11 protein-coding genes and 1 other RNA gene are annotated in these 18,498 nt (G+C 54.7%); 5 read left to right on the top strand and 7 right to left on the bottom strand.

Features of this window, described 5'->3' with window-relative positions:
- Nucleotides 1-205: 205 nt before the first annotated feature.
- On the bottom strand, nucleotides 206-1,348 hold the full coding sequence (locus tag F5984_RS12600) for a glycoside hydrolase family 88/105 protein (RefSeq protein WP_152124636.1): 1,143 nt from the start codon (nucleotides 1,346-1,348) through the stop codon (nucleotides 206-208).
- A gap of 248 nt (nucleotides 1,349-1,596) precedes the next feature.
- Here F5984_RS12600 and F5984_RS12595 point away from each other — a divergent pair, with 248 nt between their 5' ends.
- Entirely contained in the window at nucleotides 1,597-2,679 is a 1,083-nt protein-coding gene (locus tag F5984_RS12595) for a hypothetical protein (protein ID WP_152124635.1), read from the top strand.
- Nucleotides 2,680-2,705: 26 nt separating this feature from the next.
- Here the strand turns inward: F5984_RS12595 and treS are convergent, their stop codons facing one another.
- On the bottom strand, nucleotides 2,706-6,011 hold the full coding sequence (gene treS / locus F5984_RS12590) for a maltose alpha-D-glucosyltransferase (RefSeq protein WP_152124634.1): 3,306 nt from the start codon (nucleotides 6,009-6,011) through the stop codon (nucleotides 2,706-2,708).
- Between the two features lie 285 nt (nucleotides 6,012-6,296).
- Here treS and F5984_RS12585 point away from each other — a divergent pair, with 285 nt between their 5' ends.
- The gene (locus F5984_RS12585; RefSeq protein ID WP_152124633.1) at nucleotides 6,297-8,519 is read left to right on the top strand and encodes a bifunctional alpha,alpha-trehalose-phosphate synthase (UDP-forming)/trehalose-phosphatase; all 2,223 of its coding nucleotides are present in this window, start codon (nucleotides 6,297-6,299) and stop codon (nucleotides 8,517-8,519) included.
- Here F5984_RS12585 and F5984_RS12580 read toward each other — a convergent pair.
- Nucleotides 8,516-8,707, bottom strand: coding sequence for a hypothetical protein (locus tag F5984_RS12580; protein WP_152124632.1), 192 nt, complete (start codon nucleotides 8,705-8,707; stop codon nucleotides 8,516-8,518). The genes F5984_RS12585 and F5984_RS12580 overlap by 4 nt on opposite strands.
- Nucleotides 8,708-8,886: 179 nt before the next feature.
- On the opposite strand from F5984_RS12580, the gene F5984_RS12575 reads away from it, so the two are divergent.
- Nucleotides 8,887-10,296, top strand: a complete 1,410-nt coding sequence (locus F5984_RS12575; RefSeq protein WP_152124631.1) for a sensor histidine kinase — start codon at nucleotides 8,887-8,889, stop codon at nucleotides 10,294-10,296.
- 252 nt (nucleotides 10,297-10,548) lie between these two features.
- On the opposite strand, the gene F5984_RS12570 is transcribed toward F5984_RS12575, so the two are convergent.
- Nucleotides 10,549-10,791 carry a hypothetical protein gene (locus F5984_RS12570; RefSeq protein WP_152124630.1) on the bottom strand — a complete coding sequence of 81 codons (243 nt, stop codon included), beginning with the start codon at nucleotides 10,789-10,791 and terminating at the stop codon, nucleotides 10,549-10,551.
- 390 nt (nucleotides 10,792-11,181) lie between these two features.
- On the opposite strand from F5984_RS12570, the gene F5984_RS12565 reads away from it, so the two are divergent.
- Entirely contained in the window at nucleotides 11,182-12,354 is a 1,173-nt protein-coding gene (locus tag F5984_RS12565) for an acyltransferase family protein (RefSeq protein WP_152124629.1), read from the top strand.
- 114 nt (nucleotides 12,355-12,468) lie between these two features.
- Here F5984_RS12565 and F5984_RS12560 read toward each other — a convergent pair whose 3' ends face one another.
- The gene (locus F5984_RS12560; RefSeq protein ID WP_152124628.1) at nucleotides 12,469-13,269 is read right to left on the bottom strand and encodes a sialate O-acetylesterase; all 801 of its coding nucleotides are present in this window, start codon (nucleotides 13,267-13,269) and stop codon (nucleotides 12,469-12,471) included.
- Between the two features lie 170 nt (nucleotides 13,270-13,439).
- Here F5984_RS12560 and F5984_RS12555 point away from each other — a divergent pair, with 170 nt between their 5' ends.
- Nucleotides 13,440-13,916 carry a DUF3347 domain-containing protein gene (locus tag F5984_RS12555; protein ID WP_152124627.1) on the top strand — a complete coding sequence of 159 codons (477 nt, stop codon included), beginning with the start codon at nucleotides 13,440-13,442 and terminating at the stop codon, nucleotides 13,914-13,916.
- 55 nt (nucleotides 13,917-13,971) lie between these two features.
- Here F5984_RS12555 and F5984_RS12550 read toward each other — a convergent pair whose 3' ends face one another.
- On the bottom strand, nucleotides 13,972-17,781 hold the full coding sequence (locus F5984_RS12550; protein ID WP_185155502.1) for an Ig-like domain-containing protein: 3,810 nt from the start codon (nucleotides 17,779-17,781) through the stop codon (nucleotides 13,972-13,974).
- A 337-nt stretch (nucleotides 17,782-18,118) separates the two neighbouring features.
- Nucleotides 18,119-18,490, bottom strand: a transfer-messenger RNA (tmRNA) gene (gene ssrA, locus F5984_RS12545).
- Between the last annotated feature and the right edge of the window lie 8 nt (nucleotides 18,491-18,498).

Below are 18,498 nucleotides of genomic sequence, written 5' to 3'. Positions count from 1 at the left end.
AATGAACAAACAAGCGATTCATGTAGCCAATCGATGCCAATTGAACGCGGATTACGCGGATCGAGCCGATATGCGCCGATTATCAATCTGCGAAAATTAGCTTAATCCGTTTCATCCGCGTGCCGATTCTTTTGTACTGTACATTATCCATTTGGTTTTGAATCAGCACGTTAGGGTATTCCCTTTCTCCTTTCCTCCCTTTTTCCTATTTCCCCTTATACAACTCCGTGCCAGCCAGCAGGAAACATCCCAAGCCGTAATCTTCAAAATCGGGCATGCTGGTGTACGTGACTGGCTGACCATCTTTAGGCTCTTTGCCTGTGCCTTGTACGTACCCCAGAAACCCCGTCGGGTGGACGCAGGTCGTCGTCATGGCGCTCCAGGCCTTGGCCGCTGCGGGGCCGTAAGTTTTACGGTTCAGCAGGCCGTGGTTAATGCCCCAGGCCATGCCGTACACAAAGAGGGCCGTGCCCGTCAGTTCGGGGCCGCCAAAGTGAGTAGGGTCGTGCAGGCTTACGTTCCAGAATCCGTCGGGCCGTTGGAGAGGCAGCAGGGCACCCATCATGTCGAGGTACATCTTCTCGTATTCGGCCCGGTGCGGAGCGTTTTTGGGCATACTATCGAGCACCCGTACCAGCGCTGCCACAATCCAGCCATTCCCCCGCGACCAGTAGCAATCTTGCCCGTTGGGTTCGGTGTAGGGCGGTACAAAGTCTTTATCGCGCCACCAGAGCCGGTCGGCGGGGTTATACAGACCCTTGCCCCCGTGCACATCGCGGGTGAACCGGTACATATCGTACATTTTCTCAAAATACCGGGGCTCATTATAGAGCACGCCCATTTTGGCGAAAATCGGCATTGCCATTTGCAGTGCGTCGATCCAGTCCCAATCGTCGGCTTTGTCGGTTTTGAGCATGTTATCGATGCTCGACTTAATGGCTTCGATGCGCTCAGGGTGTTTACGGCCGTCGAGTTCGTAGAGGTTCAGGTAGGTTTGGCCGCAGCACTGATCGTCGGCGTTGCGGGTCAGGGGACCGCTGCGCATACCCCATTTGTGCTTGGTACCCCACTCAATCGCATAGTCGTAGTAGCGTTTTTGGCGGTCAACGCTGTAGAGGGCCATTAAACCTTCGTAATACACGGCCCGGGTCCAGATATTGCTCGGCCTGACCTTGTTCGTGACCGTTTCCTTACCTGCGTCGGGCCATTTGGCCATAAAATAATCGTTGGCGCGGGTCATGGTGGCCAACAGGGCCTTTTTGGTGGGCATGGGCTGACTCCGGGCGGTACTGGCCAGCAACAGGAGGCCGGCCAGAAGCCGAACGGTCCAGAAATACGTACGAGACATAGGTAAACAGAAAGACACAGGTTGGTAATGCGACATCAAAACGGCAACCGATTGGCGGTTCTACTCATACCTTCCGGGGAGCACATGTTCAAGGAATGGCGTTTGCGGTGGGAGCAGAAGGGGAAAGTAGGGCCTCTAAGGAATTTCTAAGGTCTGATTAAGCCCCATCTAAGTCGTTCGGGCGTTATTTGAATAGATCAACCAACCCTCTGTCGGTCCAGCTTGGGCAGTCTGAGGCTACTCAACGTATGTCTGACCCTACTTTTATTCATAACCGAACGCTGGGAGTTACTTTCAGCACCGATGGCCAGGCGGCCGTCACGGTATGGCATCCCGGCGCTCGTCAGGTGGCCCTATTGGTGGTGGGCGGTTCGGGACCCGTATCTTTGTCGCGCCAGCCGAACGGCTATTGGCACACCGAAACAAACGCGATTTGCCCCGGCGATGAATACCTGATTCTGGTCGACGATGAGCGTGAATACCCCGATACGGCCTCACTGGCCCAGCCGCAAGGGCCCTTTGGCCCATCGCTGGCGGTCGATACGGGTCAGTTTTATTGGGAAGATACCTGCTGGGTCAATCATCCGTTTGAGCAATACCGCGTCGCTGAACTTGATTTGCGGACGTTCACCCGCGAGGGTACGCTGGCAGCCGCTACAGCCCGGGTGGCGCGGCTCAAAACCGAGGGCATCAACGCTGTGGCTATTAACCCAACGCTCTCGGCCCTGTACTCGCCCGACCGGCCTTTCGATACCGCTTTTCTGTTTGCTATTCAGCCCGATTTTGGCTCGCCCCGGCAGTTGCAGCAGTTTGTCAACGTCTGTCATTTTGAGGGGATAGCCGTTTGCCTGGATCTGGACTATAGTTTTCTGGATGCTCCGTCGAGCCATACACTGGCGGGCGGATGGGGCAAGATGCCCGCCATGCGCACCGGAAACCGCGACCGGCCATCGGGCGTGGGCTACCCCGATGCCCTGCAACGGTACTGCCTCGAAAATGCCCTGCTCTGGTGGCGCGATTTTCACGTAGATGCGCTCCGGCTCAATGGCCTTGCGTTTTTGCCCGATGCCGACGAAACAGTACAGCTCATGCGTGAGGCCGCCAATCAGTTGGCGCATGTTAACGGGCACCAGTACTATCTACTGGTCGATTGTGATGCCTCGCCCGCGACCCTGACCGGCTCGTCGGGTCAGCGGTTTCTGTGCCGTGCCGATTCGGACCGGGTTACCGCTTCGGAAGCCTCTCCAACCGACCTGCCCAGCCGCACCTACCGCAGCGACTATGTGTACGACCGCCAGTATGCGGCCGTACTCCATAGTCTGTTTGGGTAAGTAGTGGAGCAGCATCGTCCATTCACTTATTGCTTAGTCGGCAATAGGCTGCTCAGCAGGTGAAGAGGGACCCGGGCCTGTTCGGGATTTTGGCGCAGATCGATCAGGGCCTTCTCGATCAAAAACGTATCGATCATGAGCTGAATATCGGCTTTGTCGGTCGGGATGAGCGCCCCCGGCCGTACCGTGTCGAGGTAGGCACGGAGAAAAAAACCGCTCATGTAATACGCCCACGTATCGGCAAGGGGTAACATCGACTCGGCGGTTTCCTGTGTGAGGTGATTGCTGGTCAGGAAGCTGTCGTAGGCTACGTCGTAGAATGACCGGATCAGGCCCGCTACATCGCGCAGGGGCGATCGTTTGAGCCGTCGCTCGCTGTAGCTGCGGGCCGGTTCGCCCCCGAAGTCCCGGATGGCAATGTCGCGGCCGGTGAGCAGGATGTTTTCCAGTTGTAAATCGCCGTGAATTCGGATTTTGAGCGCGTCCAGCTTGTGCGCGTAAATGCGCTGGAGGGTTTGCAATACCTCTTTTTTCTGACCCAGCACCCGACTGGCCAGGGGTTGCAAGGCAGTTGGTAACTGGGTAAGTTGCCCGTTCAGCCGCCCGAAACTCTCGCGCACAAGCGACTGCATCCCCGAAAACAACGAACGCTGGTAATGCAACGAAAAAGGCTCCGCAGCAAACGTAGGTCCACTACCCGAGGCCAGGGCCAGGTGCATCTCGGCAATACGGATAGCCAGTAGCCGGACTTGTTCAGCCCCCCGGCTTCCGAGCAGCATCTGGGTTTCATCCGGTAACATATCGAAGGGCGGAACCTCCGTCAGCGGGGCCGCCGGTTTGGTCAGGGCTTTGTCCACCACTACCCGGTCGCGGGCCAGAATCCGCTCAATTACGTTGCCTACCCGATCCTGTACATAGTGCCGGGCATTGCCAAAACGGCCGGTTTGGGTTTCGAGCATCCCGAGTTGCACCGGCTCCCCGCCAACCGTCAGGCCAAACGTACCGAGTGGCGTGGGCACGTGCCCAAAATTAGCCTGTTCGGCCAGGAATCGGACAAGTTCGGTATCCGGGTTCTCCGACCGGTCCACGTTTCGGTACAGCTTGAGTAAAAACCGATTGTCGTAGCTGATGGTGGTGTCGTAAGGGCCAGCTCGTTCGAGCTTGGGGCGCGGGCTGGCGTTTTCGGCGGTGTAGGCCCGCAAGGTGTCTAAGCCGCTGAAGTACAAAGGTGCGGGTCTGTCCTGTTCCCCGGTCATGAGTTGTAACAGGGCCTGCTGTACATGAGTCAGGTAGAGCCCATCGCCCAGAACCCCCGTTTGGTTGCCCACAGTTGCGGTAGCCAGCACCGCCTGCGGACAGTTGCGCATGAGTTTATCGGCCCCATCGGTCGGGACAAACGCCAGTACCAGCCCAAACCACTCGGGCAAACCCCGCTCGTACGCAACCTCCAGCAACAGGAGCCAGGCCGGACCCTCGGTTGTCTGAATCGCCACCTGAGTCAGAATACGTACCTCGCGAAGGGCCGTTTTTCGGTCACCGAGCCAGTCGGCGCGGTGTAGGTAAGCGGGTAGCACGCTTTGTTCCAGCGCGGTTCGGTGAGCGTTGCTCAGTTGCTCGCTCCAATCGGTGAGCTGTACCTGCGGCAAGGTAGCCGCATCGACGGGGCCGACGGCCGGTTTGTCGAGAATAAACCACGCATAATCGTGCGGGGCCAGGGTGAAAAAATACCGCTCGTCGTCGCCTACGGCCGGAAACGGATTCTGGCTAAACGCTTCTATCGGCACGTAACCCGCAAACCCCGGCAAGTCGATATGCACGGGTTGCGCGTATTTCGACAAGTTGACCACAATCAGCAGGGTTTCGTCCCCATACGACCGGGTAAAAGCGAGCACTTTGGGGTTTTCGACGGCCAGAAACTGCATATCGCCCCGCCCGAAAGCCGGGTGCCTCCGACGCAGGCCAATCATCCGTTTCATGAACCAGAACAGCGAGGAAGTATTCCGGCGTTGCGTCTCCACATTCACCGACTCGTAGTGGTATTCCGGGTCGAGAATGGTGGGCAGATACAGCTTGTGCGGGTTGGCAGCTGAGAACCCGGCGTTACGGTCGGGCGACCATTGCATGGGTGTGCGCACCCCGTCGCGGTCGCCGAGGTATACGTTGTCGCCCATCCCGATTTCGTCGCCGTAGTAAATTACGGGCGTACCGGGTAGGGAAAACAGCAGACTGTTCAGGAGTTCAATCTTTTTCCGGTTGTTGTCCATGAGGGGAGCCAGCCGGTGCCGAATACCGAGGTTAATGCGGGCTTTGGGGTCTTTGGCGTAGGTCCGGTACATGTAGTCGCGTTCTTCGTCGGTTACCATTTCGAGGGTCAGCTCGTCGTGGTTCCGCAGAAAAATGGCCCACTGGCAGGTGTCGGGAATAGGCGGAGTCTGCTCAAAAATGTCGGTAATCGGGTACCGGTCCTCCATTTGCAGGGCCATGAACATACGGGGCATGACCGGAAAATGGTAGTTCATGTGGCACTCGTCGCCATTGCCGAAGTACGAAGCCGAATCTTCAGGCCACATATTAGCCTCGGCCAGAAACGCCACACCGGGGTAGTGCGCATCAATGTGCCGCCGGAGTTTTTTGAGGAATTCGTGGGTTTCGGGCAGGTTTTCGCCGTTGGTGCCTTCGCGTTCGTAGAGGTAAGGCACGGCATCGAGCCTGAACCCGTCGACACCCAGTTCGCACCAGTAGTCGATGACCCGGAAAACCTCTTCCTGCACCAGCGGGTTGTCATAGTTAAGGTCGGGCTGGTGATGGAAAAACCGGTGCCAGTAATATTGTTGCGCCTGATGGTCCCAGGTCCAGTTGGAGTTTTCGAAGTCCCCAAAAATAATTCGGACATCGCCGTACTGGCTTGGGTCGTCGGTCCAGACGTAGTAGTCGCGCTCGGGTGAGCCTTTCGGGGCGTTGCGGGCGCGCACAAACCACGGGTGTGTATCGGAAGTGTGGTTGATGACGAGTTCGGTAATCACTTTCAGGTTGCGCTCGTGGGCCTCGTGGAGCAGGGTTTTAAACTGCTCAATAGTGCCGTAAGAAGGGTTTATGCGGTAGTAATCCGCAATGTCGTAGCCATCGTCGCGCAGGGGAGAGGGGTAAAACGGCAAGAGCCAGATGGCGGTTACGCCTAATTCCTGTAAGTAATCGAGTTTGGTCAGCAGTCCTTCAAAGTCGCCGATGCCGTCGCCATTGCCATCGCAAAAGGCTTTGATGTGCAGCTCGTAAATAATGGCGTCTTTGTACCAGAGGTCGTTAGCAGCGTTGTTTTTCGGGGTGTTGGGCATAACGTTGAGGTTGTTTTTGGAAGGTTCGAGCCGGTAAATTCCTTGTTTTTCGCGTTGCCTTACCAGCACCCCGGGTGAGGGAACGGGGGAGGTGGGCGGATGAAAAACGGGGTAAACGACCCGGAGAGTCTTTCAAAAAAGACCCATAGGTGGCCCTTATGTTTTAAAAACTAATCGCTTTGCCTGCTTCTAATGAATTTCTAAGATTTGGTTAAGGCTACTCTAAGTGCCTGCCTTGTTATTTGTTTATTCACACTCAGCGTTCAGCTCAGACACGTCACTTGTATGACCACATCTAAAACGCCGTTCAACCGGTTGCTCATTGTTTCGTACCGGCTCCCGTTTACGATTCATCAGACCCCTGAGGGGCTCTCCCTCAAACAGAATGCCGGCGGACTAGTGTCGGCCGTACTCTCGATGGCCGAACGGCTGGGGCAACCCGGTGCGCCGGTGGCCTCCAAAATTCATTGGGTGGGTCATGCCGACCCGGCTCTCCAATCGGTCGATCCAGCGGTGTTCGAAAACGAAACCTTTGTGGCACACCCGGTTTTTCTCGACGAAGCCGTGAACAAAGGCTTTTACGAGGGCTTCAGCAACGACCTGCTCTGGCCGTTGTTTCACTACTTCCCGTCGTACGCGTCGTTTCGGGAGAGCGATTTCACCTGTTACCAGCAAGCCAACGCCCGGTTTCTGGAGGAAGTACTGGCTCTGATTGAGCCGGGCGATCTGGTCTGGATTCACGATTTTCAGCTCATGCTACTGCCCAATCTGGTGCGCGAGGCCCGGCCCGACACCCGCATTGGCTATTTCTTCCATATTCCATTTCCGAATTACGAGATCATCAAGTTGCTGCCCCGTGCCTGGCGGCAGCAGCTGATTCAGGGGGTGCTGGGGGCCGATGTGCTCGGGTTCCACACGCCCGATTACGTGCAGCATTTTCTGCAAAGTGTGTCGGAAGTGCTGGCGCTGCCCATCATTGGTAACCGGGTGGTATTTCCCGACCGGTCGGCGGTGGTGCGCGACTTCCCAATCAGCGTCGATTTTGCGAAGTTCAACAATAGCGGGCAGGAGGATGCCGTGGTGGCCATGCGGCACGGGTACCTTTCGTTGCTTCGGCACCCCAAACTGATTTTCTCCGTCGACCGGCTCGACTACACCAAGGGCATAACCTCCCGGCTGCAGGGTTTTGAGCGGTTTTTGCATCAACACCCCGAATGGCGCGATACCGTCACGTTTGTGATGACGGTGGTGCCCTCGCGCGATAATATTCCGCAGTATCAGGAGATCAAGCGCGAGATTGAGGAGACCGTTGGCCGTATTAACGGCCTGTTTGGGTCGATTGGCTGGCGGCCGGTGGTGTACCTGTATTCTTCGCTCACGTTCACCGAGTTGCTGGCTCTGTACACGGCTTGTGATGTGGCCCTGATTACGCCCCTCCGCGACGGTATGAACCTGGTTTGTAAAGAGTTTGTCGCCAGTCGGGAAGATGGCCGCGGAGTACTCATTTTGAGCGAGTTGGCCGGGGCCGCGCAGGAGTTGCCCGACGCGCTCATTATCAACCCCACCGATACGCAGGAGGTGGCCGATGCCATTCATAAAGCCCTTGTCATGACACCCCGTGAGCAGGAAGGGCGGATGCGAAAAATGCGGGATCGGGTGCAGAATTACAGCGTGTTTCGCTGGAGTCATGATTTTTTGAAAGCCTTCGATGAAATGATGAATAACCCCCTCGAACTGGAAACCGACCTCTCGGTGCCCTCATTTGTGACGGCATTTGCCGACGCCAATCGCCGGTTGATGCTTGTTGATTTCGATGGGACGCTGGCCCCGTTGGTGAACAACCCGGCCGATGCCCGCCCCTCCAACGCGCTCAAAACCGTGTTACATGGGTTGGCCGAGCAAAGTGATCTGGTGGTAATCAGCGGCCGAAACCGGGTCTTTCTGGAGAAAACCTTTGCCGGTATCCCGGTATATCTGGTGGCTGAGCACGGCGCGTTTCTGAAAAAGCCCGATGCCCCCTGGGAGCGGCTCGACCTCTCGGCCGATGACTGGCAGGAGACCGTTCGGGAGCAGATGCAGGCCTACGTCGACCGGTTCCCCGGCTCGTTTGTGGAGGAGAAAGAAACCGCCATTGCGTGGCATTACCGGATGGCAGAAGCTGAAGATATCGAAGCACAGGCTGTTGAGCTGGCGGCAAGCCTGCGTGAAACCAATGCCCTGGTACCGCTCGCGGTGATTCAGGGAAGTAAAGTGGTGGAGGTGAAGCCAGCGCACCACAGCAAGGGTACGGTGGCGCTCGCCATTGCGGAACAGAAACCGTACGATTTTATTGTCAGTATCGGCGACGATACCACCGACGAAGATATGTTTCGGCAGTTGCCCAATTGGGCTTATACGCTCAAAGTGGGGTCGGGAACGTCGAATGCCCGGTATCGGCTGGCCCGACAACGCGATGTGGAGACGCTATTGACCCAGATGAGCGAAGCGATCACGCCAGTAACCGGTTAATAAACAGGCTGTTCGTCGGGTTCGAGAATGGAGCCGTCGGGGTCTTCACGAGTTGGCAGGGTGGCATCTCGGGCAGGTGGTGCATAGTGCGGGGGTAGAGGCCCCATACCCGACGATTGGCAACCAAACCAGGCACTTGTATAATACGCGACGGCTCCTAAGATAGCAATTCCGATCAGAACAAGCATAATGAGTGACGTTGAGAGTTATTTGCAAGGGCTCCCCGATTAGTAGAATGCCCTTAAAGAATACCGGAAAAGTAGGCTGTAGTTTTAAGAACCGACTTAACCTACGCTTAGAAATTGCTTAGAATAGGTAAACCGCTCACCATCAAGGCTAACTCATAACTCCTAATTCTACACGCCCAATGACCATCCGTAATCGGCTGACGCTACGTTTTACTGGCTTGGTATCCAGTATTTTGCTGCTGGTTTTTGTGAGCATTTATGCGTTCTGCTGGTTTTTTATCTCGGCTGATTTCTACCGGCGTCTCGACCGCAAGGCGAGTACAACGGGCGATATGCTTATCCGGCACCGGCTCGATGCCGACCTGATTCGGCAACTGGGAAGGCTCCGAAAAGACCAGTTACCGAGCCAGAAAATCATGGTGTTCGATGCCCGTGACTCGCTCATTTTCGCGACGAACGAAGCCCTCACGGTACCCATTCCGGCCACGACGCTGACCAAGATCAGGGCGGGTGAGCAAACCGATTTCCGGCAGGGGATATATTATCTGTCGGGAAGCCGTTACACCACCGATTCGGGCGGGTACGTGGTGATAGCCTGTGCGCAAAATACGGATGGCGATGATTTTCTGAGTCGGTTGCTACTGGCCCTTTCGGGCTTGTTTATCCTCATTGTGGGGGTTACAACCCTGGCCGGCTGGGTCTTTGCGGGCGATGCCCTGCGGCCCATGCAACGGCTGGATCAGACCCTGAGCCATATTTTCCCCCATAACCGGGACGAGCGGCTGCCGGTTGGCCCCGAAAGCGACGAGATTAGCCGGTTGTCATTGACAATCAATAGCTTGCTCGATCGGGTTGGGGAGTCGTTTCGGGTGCAGCGCATGTTCGTGGCCAACGTCTCCCACGAGCTAAGGAACCCCCTGACGCAAATCAGCTCCCAGCTTGAAGTGAGTTTGCTCAATAGGCGAGACCCCGATGCGTACCAGAAAACCATCCGGTCGGTGCTCGAAGACGTGACCGAACTGACGGCACTCACCCGTGAGCTGTTACAGCTCTCGCAGGTGAGTGGCGATGGCACGGCCGGTTTACTTACCGGACGCATCCGTATCGATGAAATTGTCTGGGACGTGCGCGATCAGGTCAATGCTATGCAGCCCGGTTACCGCGTGCAGGTAGAATGGGGTGATTTACCCGACGACCCCGACTGGCTTACCATTCAGGGTAACAAAACGCTGCTCCGCACGGCCCTGAAAAATCTGACCGAAAACGCCTGTAAATTCTCCGACGACGGTCGGGCTTTACTGCGGGTACGGGTGCACCCCGAACAGGTTCAGATTGACGTGCAGAACACGGGTACGCCTATTCCGGCGGCTGACCTGCCGTATATTTTTGAGCCGTTCTATCGGAGCCGGCAAACGGCCGACGTGCGGGGGTACGGAGTTGGCTTATCCCTTGTTGAACGCATTGCACGGGTGCATGGGGGCGGGGTCACGGTTAGCTCCGAAGTGGGCCGCCCAACGGTATTCACTGTAGCTTTGCCGCGCCCCAGCCCCGAGTGGAGCCATCATCAGGTAGCTGAACAATCGTATTAGGTGTCGATATTGGTAAAACGGTTAATAAGTGGTTTATTCTGAGCTCATTTGCGCCAAAAATGAGTTGCTATATGTATTAATTAAGTACATTTATCCTGCATTTTTAAATGGTGTGGAAATGGGAAAGCCGAACGCTTCTGGTGCTCGGCTTTTTTGTTTTTCGTTATTTGTACATAATGTGAGTTACGGGGAATGGCTGACCCCTCAGCTTGCGATGCATATTACCCATAACTCACGTTAAATACCCGGAAACTACGGCATAGGCATCAGGCCCCCATTGGGTTTGCGCCGTAGGTAAAGAAGCGATATACCCCAAAAACCCCAGCCCAGGTAAACGCCATAGCCACGCTGGTCCTGCTCAACCGGTTCAACCGTCCAAATCCACTTAAAATCGGGGCTCAGATTAAATTCCCCCTTGTCGTATGCCCAAAGCAAATCACAGAACACGCCAAAGTAAGGCTTGATGATACAGGCTAAGGTCTTTGTTTTTGTCATAACGAATATAAACCAGCGATTAAATTGATTAAAAAGGCCTGACAACCAGTCTGTCGGATGTCGGTCTATTTATACTTCAGTTTAGGTAAGCAGCTCAAAGACAATTCATTGCTTGATGAAAGGTATGAGATGGAGACTGCTGTAAAAAGGCGGGGCGTGTACTTGAGGGGGCAAAACTACAGTACAAATGATAAACGCTACAACATTCATGTATGTAAAATTGGTTAAAATACATGTTGGGGTGTAGATAAAAATTCAAAAAGTGTATATTGACGGCGGCCCATGACAGGCCTATTCATGTGACCTGAACGGCTTTGGAACAGTCATTACTCAGGAGCCTTTACCTGCGCTACCGGGGGGGACCATACGCTCCGTTTGTTGCCGTCATCCATGAAACCGCACCCTAAAACTACCTCTACCCGCTTTTACGAGCTCGACCTGCTCCGCTTGCTGGCGGCCATGAGCGTACTCGTTTTTCACTATGCGTTTCGGGGCTATGCGGCCGATAATCTGAGTCCGGTGCAGTATCCGGCCCTGGAACCGGTGGCTAAATACGGCTATCTGGGTGTCGAGCTGTTTTTTATCATCAGCGGCTTTGTGGTACTCATGTCGGCGGAACATAAAACCGTACGGCAGTTTGTGGTGTCGCGGGTGGTGCGGTTGTATCCGGCGTTCTGGGTGGCCTGTACGCTCACATTCGTGGTGCTGAAACTGTTTGGCCCGCAACCGGGTGGCCTCAACCCATCGCCGTACCTGGAGGTGTATGGGCGGCAATACCTGTTCAATCTGACTATGCTTCAGTATTTTTTTGGGCAGCGCGACATCGACGGCGTGTACTGGACCCTCACCTACGAAATGCTGTTCTATGGGCTCGTGGTTTTGCTGATTGCACTACGGGGTATGCCCCGGTTGACCTTACTAATAGGGTGCTGGCTGGCCTATGGAGTATTGTCAGAGATCACCGCCCCCGATGCCCCGCTCAATACGGTACTCTTCCCCAAATACAGCCCCCTGTTTTGTGCGGGCATGATCTTTTATCGGTTAGCACAACGTCGGTTAGCACAACACCGGTTGCTTGAACGTACCGATCCGGTGTGGCAGCTTTACGGTCTACTGGTATGTTCGTGGGTAATGGCCCTGCGTAACGCTCTCGCGTATGCCGATGAGCAACAGGCTTATTTTCATACCTACTTTTCACCGGTAGTGGTTGGGGTAGCTATAACGGGCTTTTACCTCACTTTCTGGGCTATTATCCGCCGAAAGCTCTATTTAGGTCAGTCTCCGGGGCTCGCCGTAGCGGGAGCACTCACGTACCCGCTCTACCTGCTTCATCACAACATCGGCTATGTGTTGTTTAGGCGACTGGGCCACCTTGTAGAACCTTACTCGCTGTTAATAGGCATCACCCTGGCAATGCTTCTGATGGCTTACGCTCTACATCGGCTTGTCGAGAAACCCATGAGTCGGTGGTTACGTGCTCGACTGGAAGGGCCGACAGACGAACCACCCCGCCTGAAAACGGATGAAGAAACCGTAGTTAATGCAGTACGCTCAGTCTCCTGAATAAGTAATCGAGTAGGCTATATGTATAATGAATAGTGTAAAATGAACAATGGATAGTGAGGGTAAACGAATTATTCATTGTGCATTTTACATTATTCATTTCACTCCGTCCATTCACTTTTTTAGCAGCGGTTGCATCGCTTTTGCGTACCGCTTCCCCAGCTCGCGGGCCGAAGGCGTGTCGAAGTGGGTTTGATCGCCTTTGTGCGTCAGCCCCGTTGCCTTAACACAAGCTACTCGCGACTCCCGACGGGCTACCTGCTGTAGCGCATTGTTGATTTGTACAGCGTATGGGTTTTTGTCCGTGTGGAAGTCGCCCAGGGTGCCTACTACGACAGGTACATGAAGTGCATTCAGGTCGCTGCGGAAGCGACGGATCAGTTGGCTCAGTTTGTCGGCATACGCGGGCGCCAGTTCGGCTTTGGCGTCGCTTTCGCCCTGATGCCACAGTATGCCCCGGAGTGTTCCTGATTGGAGTGCGATTCGGGCGCGGGTCAGGGCATCGTCGTACGGATGGCTCTGGGTTTGCTCGTGAAATCCGCCCGGCTGCCAGCTGTCGATGGGTGAGCCACCTACCGCTACCGGGATCAGGGCGATAATGGCGTTGGGGTCGGCTTCGGCCATAACCCGGGCAAAGGCCATTCCCGGACCCACACCCACTACCGCCGGTTTGTCGAAGTGCAGCGGATCGGCGGCCGGTACCCAGGTATTTGTTTTGTCGAGCACCCAGATACGCGGGTGTGTTTGCCGGTCTGCTGCTTCGACGGTTCCGCGCCCGGCCATATTCGACTGCCCCGCCAGCAGGTACAGGTGAACGCGGCCGGGTGGGTGAGGACCTACCTGTGCGTGGCCCGAGTACGCCCCGATAATAGACAAAAGTGCCAGTAGCAGGCGGCTGAGGGTATTCCGTTTCATGGGTAAGCTATTTGCGGGAATCTGATCTTTGCCGTATAAGCAAAAAGCCCGGTTGGTTTACGCACAGAGGCTGACCGTTTCGGCTATCTACGGCTTGCCATTCAGGCACCCGATTTTACCTTTGCGCAACGATTTAGACCCAATTCATCACGCAAAAACGGGCGAAACACATGAAAACCATTCGATTGACTATTACGGCTCTTAGTCTGACATTCTGTTCATTGACCCTTTCGGCCCAGAGCCTGACTCCCGCCTTGTCGGCGTACTACTCGGTAAAAGATGCGTTGGTAGCGACCAATGCGGGCAAGGCGAAAACCGAGGCTCAGAGCCTTGTTGCTGCCCTGGGTAAAGTGGATGCGGCCGCGCTGCCGGTTTCGGCCCGACCCCTATTGTCGACCGCCAAAACGCAGGCGGCCGCCATTGCCAAAACATCCGATGTAGAAGCACAAAGGAAGCAGTTCGAAGGGCTGTCGACCAACATGATTGCCCTCACCAAAGCAACCAAGCCCGGTAAGGCCTATGTGCAATACTGCCCCATGGCGGCCGGGGGCAAAGGAGCCTCGTGGCTCAGCGACAAGCGGGAAGTCCGTAACCCCTACTACGGCGACAAAATGCTCAAGTGTGGCACCGTGAAGGAAGAGATTTAGTACTGTCAGGCTATTGTTTATCGGCCAATCTGTCGATAAACAATAGCCTGACAATTTAATTGAACATAAGGCGTGAGCCTAATCCATAGCTGATATTGCCGTCAGAAACCAAGGTTATCGACTTAGCTACGGCGTTCAACCCGGCGGGTAGACTAATGGCGTGTCGGATCAGTAAAGCATCCGTACCGACTGGAACTCGCCCACATGACCACACAGAAGGGTCGTTCCAGGCTCCCGCCTTTACGGTTGTCATGGGGCCTTGACCAACCGTTAGTGTCATATTTTGCGATCTGAGGAGGCCGCAAAATGAGTTTAATTCACAAAAATACGTACCGGCATCGGCTGCTGTAAGGGCAGAAAGGCTCAGTACGGACGAGGTTTGTCCGGCTAAAGGGGTGTTAAGGGAGCCTTTGTACCACTGATACGTGAGCGAAGTGCCCGATCCGCCCACCGAAACACTCAGAGGAGAACCTTCGCAAAGGGTTAGGCTGCTGGGCGGTTGCGTTGTTAGTTGCGTTCGGGGGACACTCAACACGGTCGCCTGGGTAATAGATTGCGTGCCGTTGGGGGCGGTAGCTGTAACAGTATAGGTGCCGGTGGTAACGACAACGATGGTGGCGGTAGTTGCCCCCGTGCTCCAGCGGAACGTACTCCCGGGCGTTTGAGATGCGGCTGTCAGCGTGGTACTACCGCCTGTACAGAGCGTAAGATTACCACTTATAGAGACGGAGCCAATAGCAATACTATTGGTTGTGGCCGGGCAGCCATTGGTGGCCCGTACGTTGGCCTGATATAGACCATCTTGAGTTGGAATAAATCGGGTAGAGGTGACTAAATTAGTAATTAAATAACGGATAACGTTAGCATAATACGAGCTACTTACATAGAAACCGCCTTCGCTGTCAACAAATATCCCCCTCAGTTGTGGATTAGTGGAGCCAAAAGTCCTTGGGTATTCTCTCAACGTCTCGCCCTGATTGGATCCGTGGGCCCAACGTATAATACGCCTGTTATTTTCATCAACCACATACATATTTCCCTGGCTATCGAGCCATACATCCGAAGGATAACTAAGTTGATTGGCTGCGCTTCCCTGTCCGTTTCCACCGGCTACGGTTAAGCCCTCACTGGCTCCGGGGAGCCATTGTTGAATCCGGTGGTTTCGTTCGTCAGATACAAACAGGTTCCCCTGATTATCGACCCATACGTCGTTAGGATAATTCAGTTGATTGGCTGCACTTCCATATTCGTTTCCTCCAGCTACGGTCACACCCGCACTGGCTCCGGGGGCCCAGCGCTGAACCCGGTGGTTCCGGTGATCTGCTACGTAAACATTCCCCTGACCATCGACTGTAATTCCTCTTGGATTACTGAGTTGGTTGGCCGCGCTTCCCTGTCCGTTTCCTCCGGCCACGGTCACGCCCGCACTGGCTCCGGGGGGCCAGCGCTGAACCCGGTGGTTCCAGTGATCTGCTACGTAAACATTCCCCTGACCATCGACCCAAACATCAACTGGGGTGTCTAGTTGATTAGCTGCGCTTCCCTGTCCGTTTCCACCAGCCACAGTTATGCCCTCACTGGCTCCAGGTGCCCACCGTTGGACCCGGTGATTCCCACCATCGGCTACATAGAGATTCCCGGCAGCATCAAGAAATATTCCATTGGGATTTCTTAAGTCAGAGGCTGTGGAACCCGGAATACTAGTTCCGGCTACTGTAGTATAGGAGGTGTTCACGATGGAGTACGCAGAAAACAATCTGCTGCCATTCTGCAGCCAGTCCAGATTACTCAATGGAAGTGAGCTGTTGACCACCAATGTAGCAGAGCCGGGTAGTTGGCTTGCCGACACGTTACTCAGACTTACCACGGGCACAGGTTTTACCGTCACTACGACCGATGCCATAGCCGTAGTCTGGCCTTCGGTGACTGTTACTGAATAAGTGCCAGAGGAATTAACAGAGATAGATGGTATGATAGCCCCGGTATTCCAGCGATAGGTGCCGTTGGCAGCGTTCGAAGTTGCCGTAAGATTTGTGCTTGAACCACTACATAACGTTGTACTACCGCCAATGCCCACCATCAGCGATGAAATTATTACGTTCGTCGAACTGCTCGCCGAACAGCTATTCGGCGTCGTAGCTGTTACGGAGTATGTGCCTGATGTGGTTACAACCACCGAACCCGTTGCGGCCCCGGTGTTCCATCGGTAGGTAATGCCTGTAGTGGGCGAGCTGGCCGTCAGGGTACTACTGCCAATTATTGTACTGGTCGTAATGCTCACCGAGGGCGTAGCGAGACTGCTCACGGTTGCGGATTGGGTGGTCCAACACCCAGTGGTGGCTGTTGCCGTCACGGAGTAAACGCCGGCCGCACTGATGGAGATGGCTGCCGTAGTGTTGCCTGTATTCCAGCGGTACATAACACCGGGTGTGCCGGAGTTGGCAGTCAGACTGGTGCTACTGCCGGTACAAAAAGTAAGATTTCCGCTGACGGTTAGGTTTGGCTGGGGGAGTTGGTCTGAGGTGATTATGGTGATGGCTACCCGCGGGCTTTCGCAGCTGTTTATAGCCTGAGACACGTAGTACGTTACGGTGCCCGGAACGGCGGTCGAGGGCGTGGGGGCAATGCCAGAGCCTGTACCGCCAGTAGCCGTGGTATACCACCGCAGGCTACTGCCACTCACGCCCGTGGCCGACAGAGGAGAAGCGGTGGCCCCCGTGCAGTAGGTACGTGAGCTGACAACGGTGGGTGCGGCAGGAACGGCCGTAACCACCACATCAATACGGGCTCGGCTACTTTCCAGGTTATTTACTATCTGAGACACATAATAGCTGGTGGTTCCTGTGTTGGCGGCCGAGGGAGTAGGGGCTGTAGTTGAGGCCGTGCCCCCACTGGGTACGGTATACCACCGCAGGTTAGAGCCGGTGGCGGTCAGGGGGCTGGCCTGGGCTCCCTGGCAGTAGTATACCGTTCCGGTTACAGTAGGTGGCGGAGGGTAAACCGCTACCAGATTGGTTTTAGTCAGGGTATTATTCCCCCAACTATTGCTGGCCGTTAAAGCTACGTTGTAAAGACCGGGTGTCGTAAACTGTACCGTCGGGTTTTGCGATGTACTGCTGCCGCTCGTGAAGTTCCAGCCCGTACCGGGAGTAATTGCCCACAACCAGGTTGTAGGCGTGTTGGTGCTGGCATCCGTAAAGCTTACCGTGCTGTTTTGGTTAATGGCAATCTGACTGGCCGAACTACTATTGGCCAGAAAAGAAGCAACTGGAGCAACCCCCGTTACGTTGATGTGGTTGGTTTTGGTAATCGTGTTGCTGCCAGCCGGATTTGACGCTGTTAATGCTACGGTGTAAAGGCCAGGGGTCGTAAATCGGACCGTCGGGTTTTGCGACGTACTGCTGCCGCTCGTGAAGTTCCAGCCTGTATTGGGGGTAATTGCCCACGACCAGGCTGTGGGTGTGTTGGTACTCGCATCGGCAAAACTCACCGTATTACCCGATATGACCGATGCGTTGGCAACTATCGTTCCATTTGTCCTGAACTGGGCCGAGGGGGTGGTATAGGGAATATGAATCCACTTACTCATGGCGTCATACGTTTTGGGACACAAGGAACCAGCGGGGCTGCTCGTCGAAACAGCCAGGGTTACATAATACGAGCCCGGCTGATTAAAGTTGATTGTGGGGTTGTAATCATTTGGGCTACTAATGGTAAAACCGGCATTAGGCGTAACCGTCCAGGTGAATTTGTATGAGACACATAAGTTTCTGGTCAAATCCTGCAACACGTAGTTTTGGCCACGGGTTAGCGTGAAGCTGGTTTGTGAAGCGGGATAATTATAGACCGTATAGTTAACAACCATCGGGTCGAGGGATTGAGAAAACCCTCTCAGTGGTACAAAGAATCCGGTAAGGAGAAGGAGGGCTACGTAAAACCAACGCATAAGTAAAAAATGCAGAAAAGCGTGTTAATTGTGTTTTTGTCTAATTTGTGTAGACTTATTGTGAGTAAACGGCAATATAGTACGGGAACCAGTGATGTGGAGAAAACTGTCCGAATAAGTAATTTTATATATAAAGTAGATTAGTAGGTGCTGAAAATGAAGCCTTTAGCCATCTTTAATAGTCTTGGTATTCATATAGCGATATGCAAGGAACGCATAAAAAAAGCCTGTAAGTTTTGACTTACAGGCTTTCGCGGGGTGGAGTCGGAGGGATTTGAACCCTCGTCCAGTCAAGGAACCCGTCGTGCTTTCTACATGCTTAGATTCGATTGGATTGTCGGGCAAAAGGCTGGTTCGGATCAGACCGACCAATCGCCGTAGGTACTTGGATCTCGTTGGCTGTTAATACCATTAGGCCAACCAGCGCTGCGGTTCGACGCCCCCTAATCCAGCCAGCAGCACGTAGGCCGGGGAGACGATGGCTAATGCTTAATCCTCCGGATTAGGCAGCCATGGCGTAGTTATACTCGCCAGTTATTGTTTTGACGATTTGTTTGGGCGGGAAATTCCGTCAACTCCCGGCATGCTTACACGCGACCTCAGCAAGCTGTCAATTCCGGTCGACCCCAGATGACA

Source organism: Rudanella paleaurantiibacter, from assembly GCF_009184635.1.
Classification (GTDB): Bacteria; Bacteroidota; Bacteroidia; order Cytophagales; family Spirosomataceae; genus Rudanella; species Rudanella paleaurantiibacter.
This window is presented reverse-complemented; position numbering and strand designations above follow the sequence as displayed.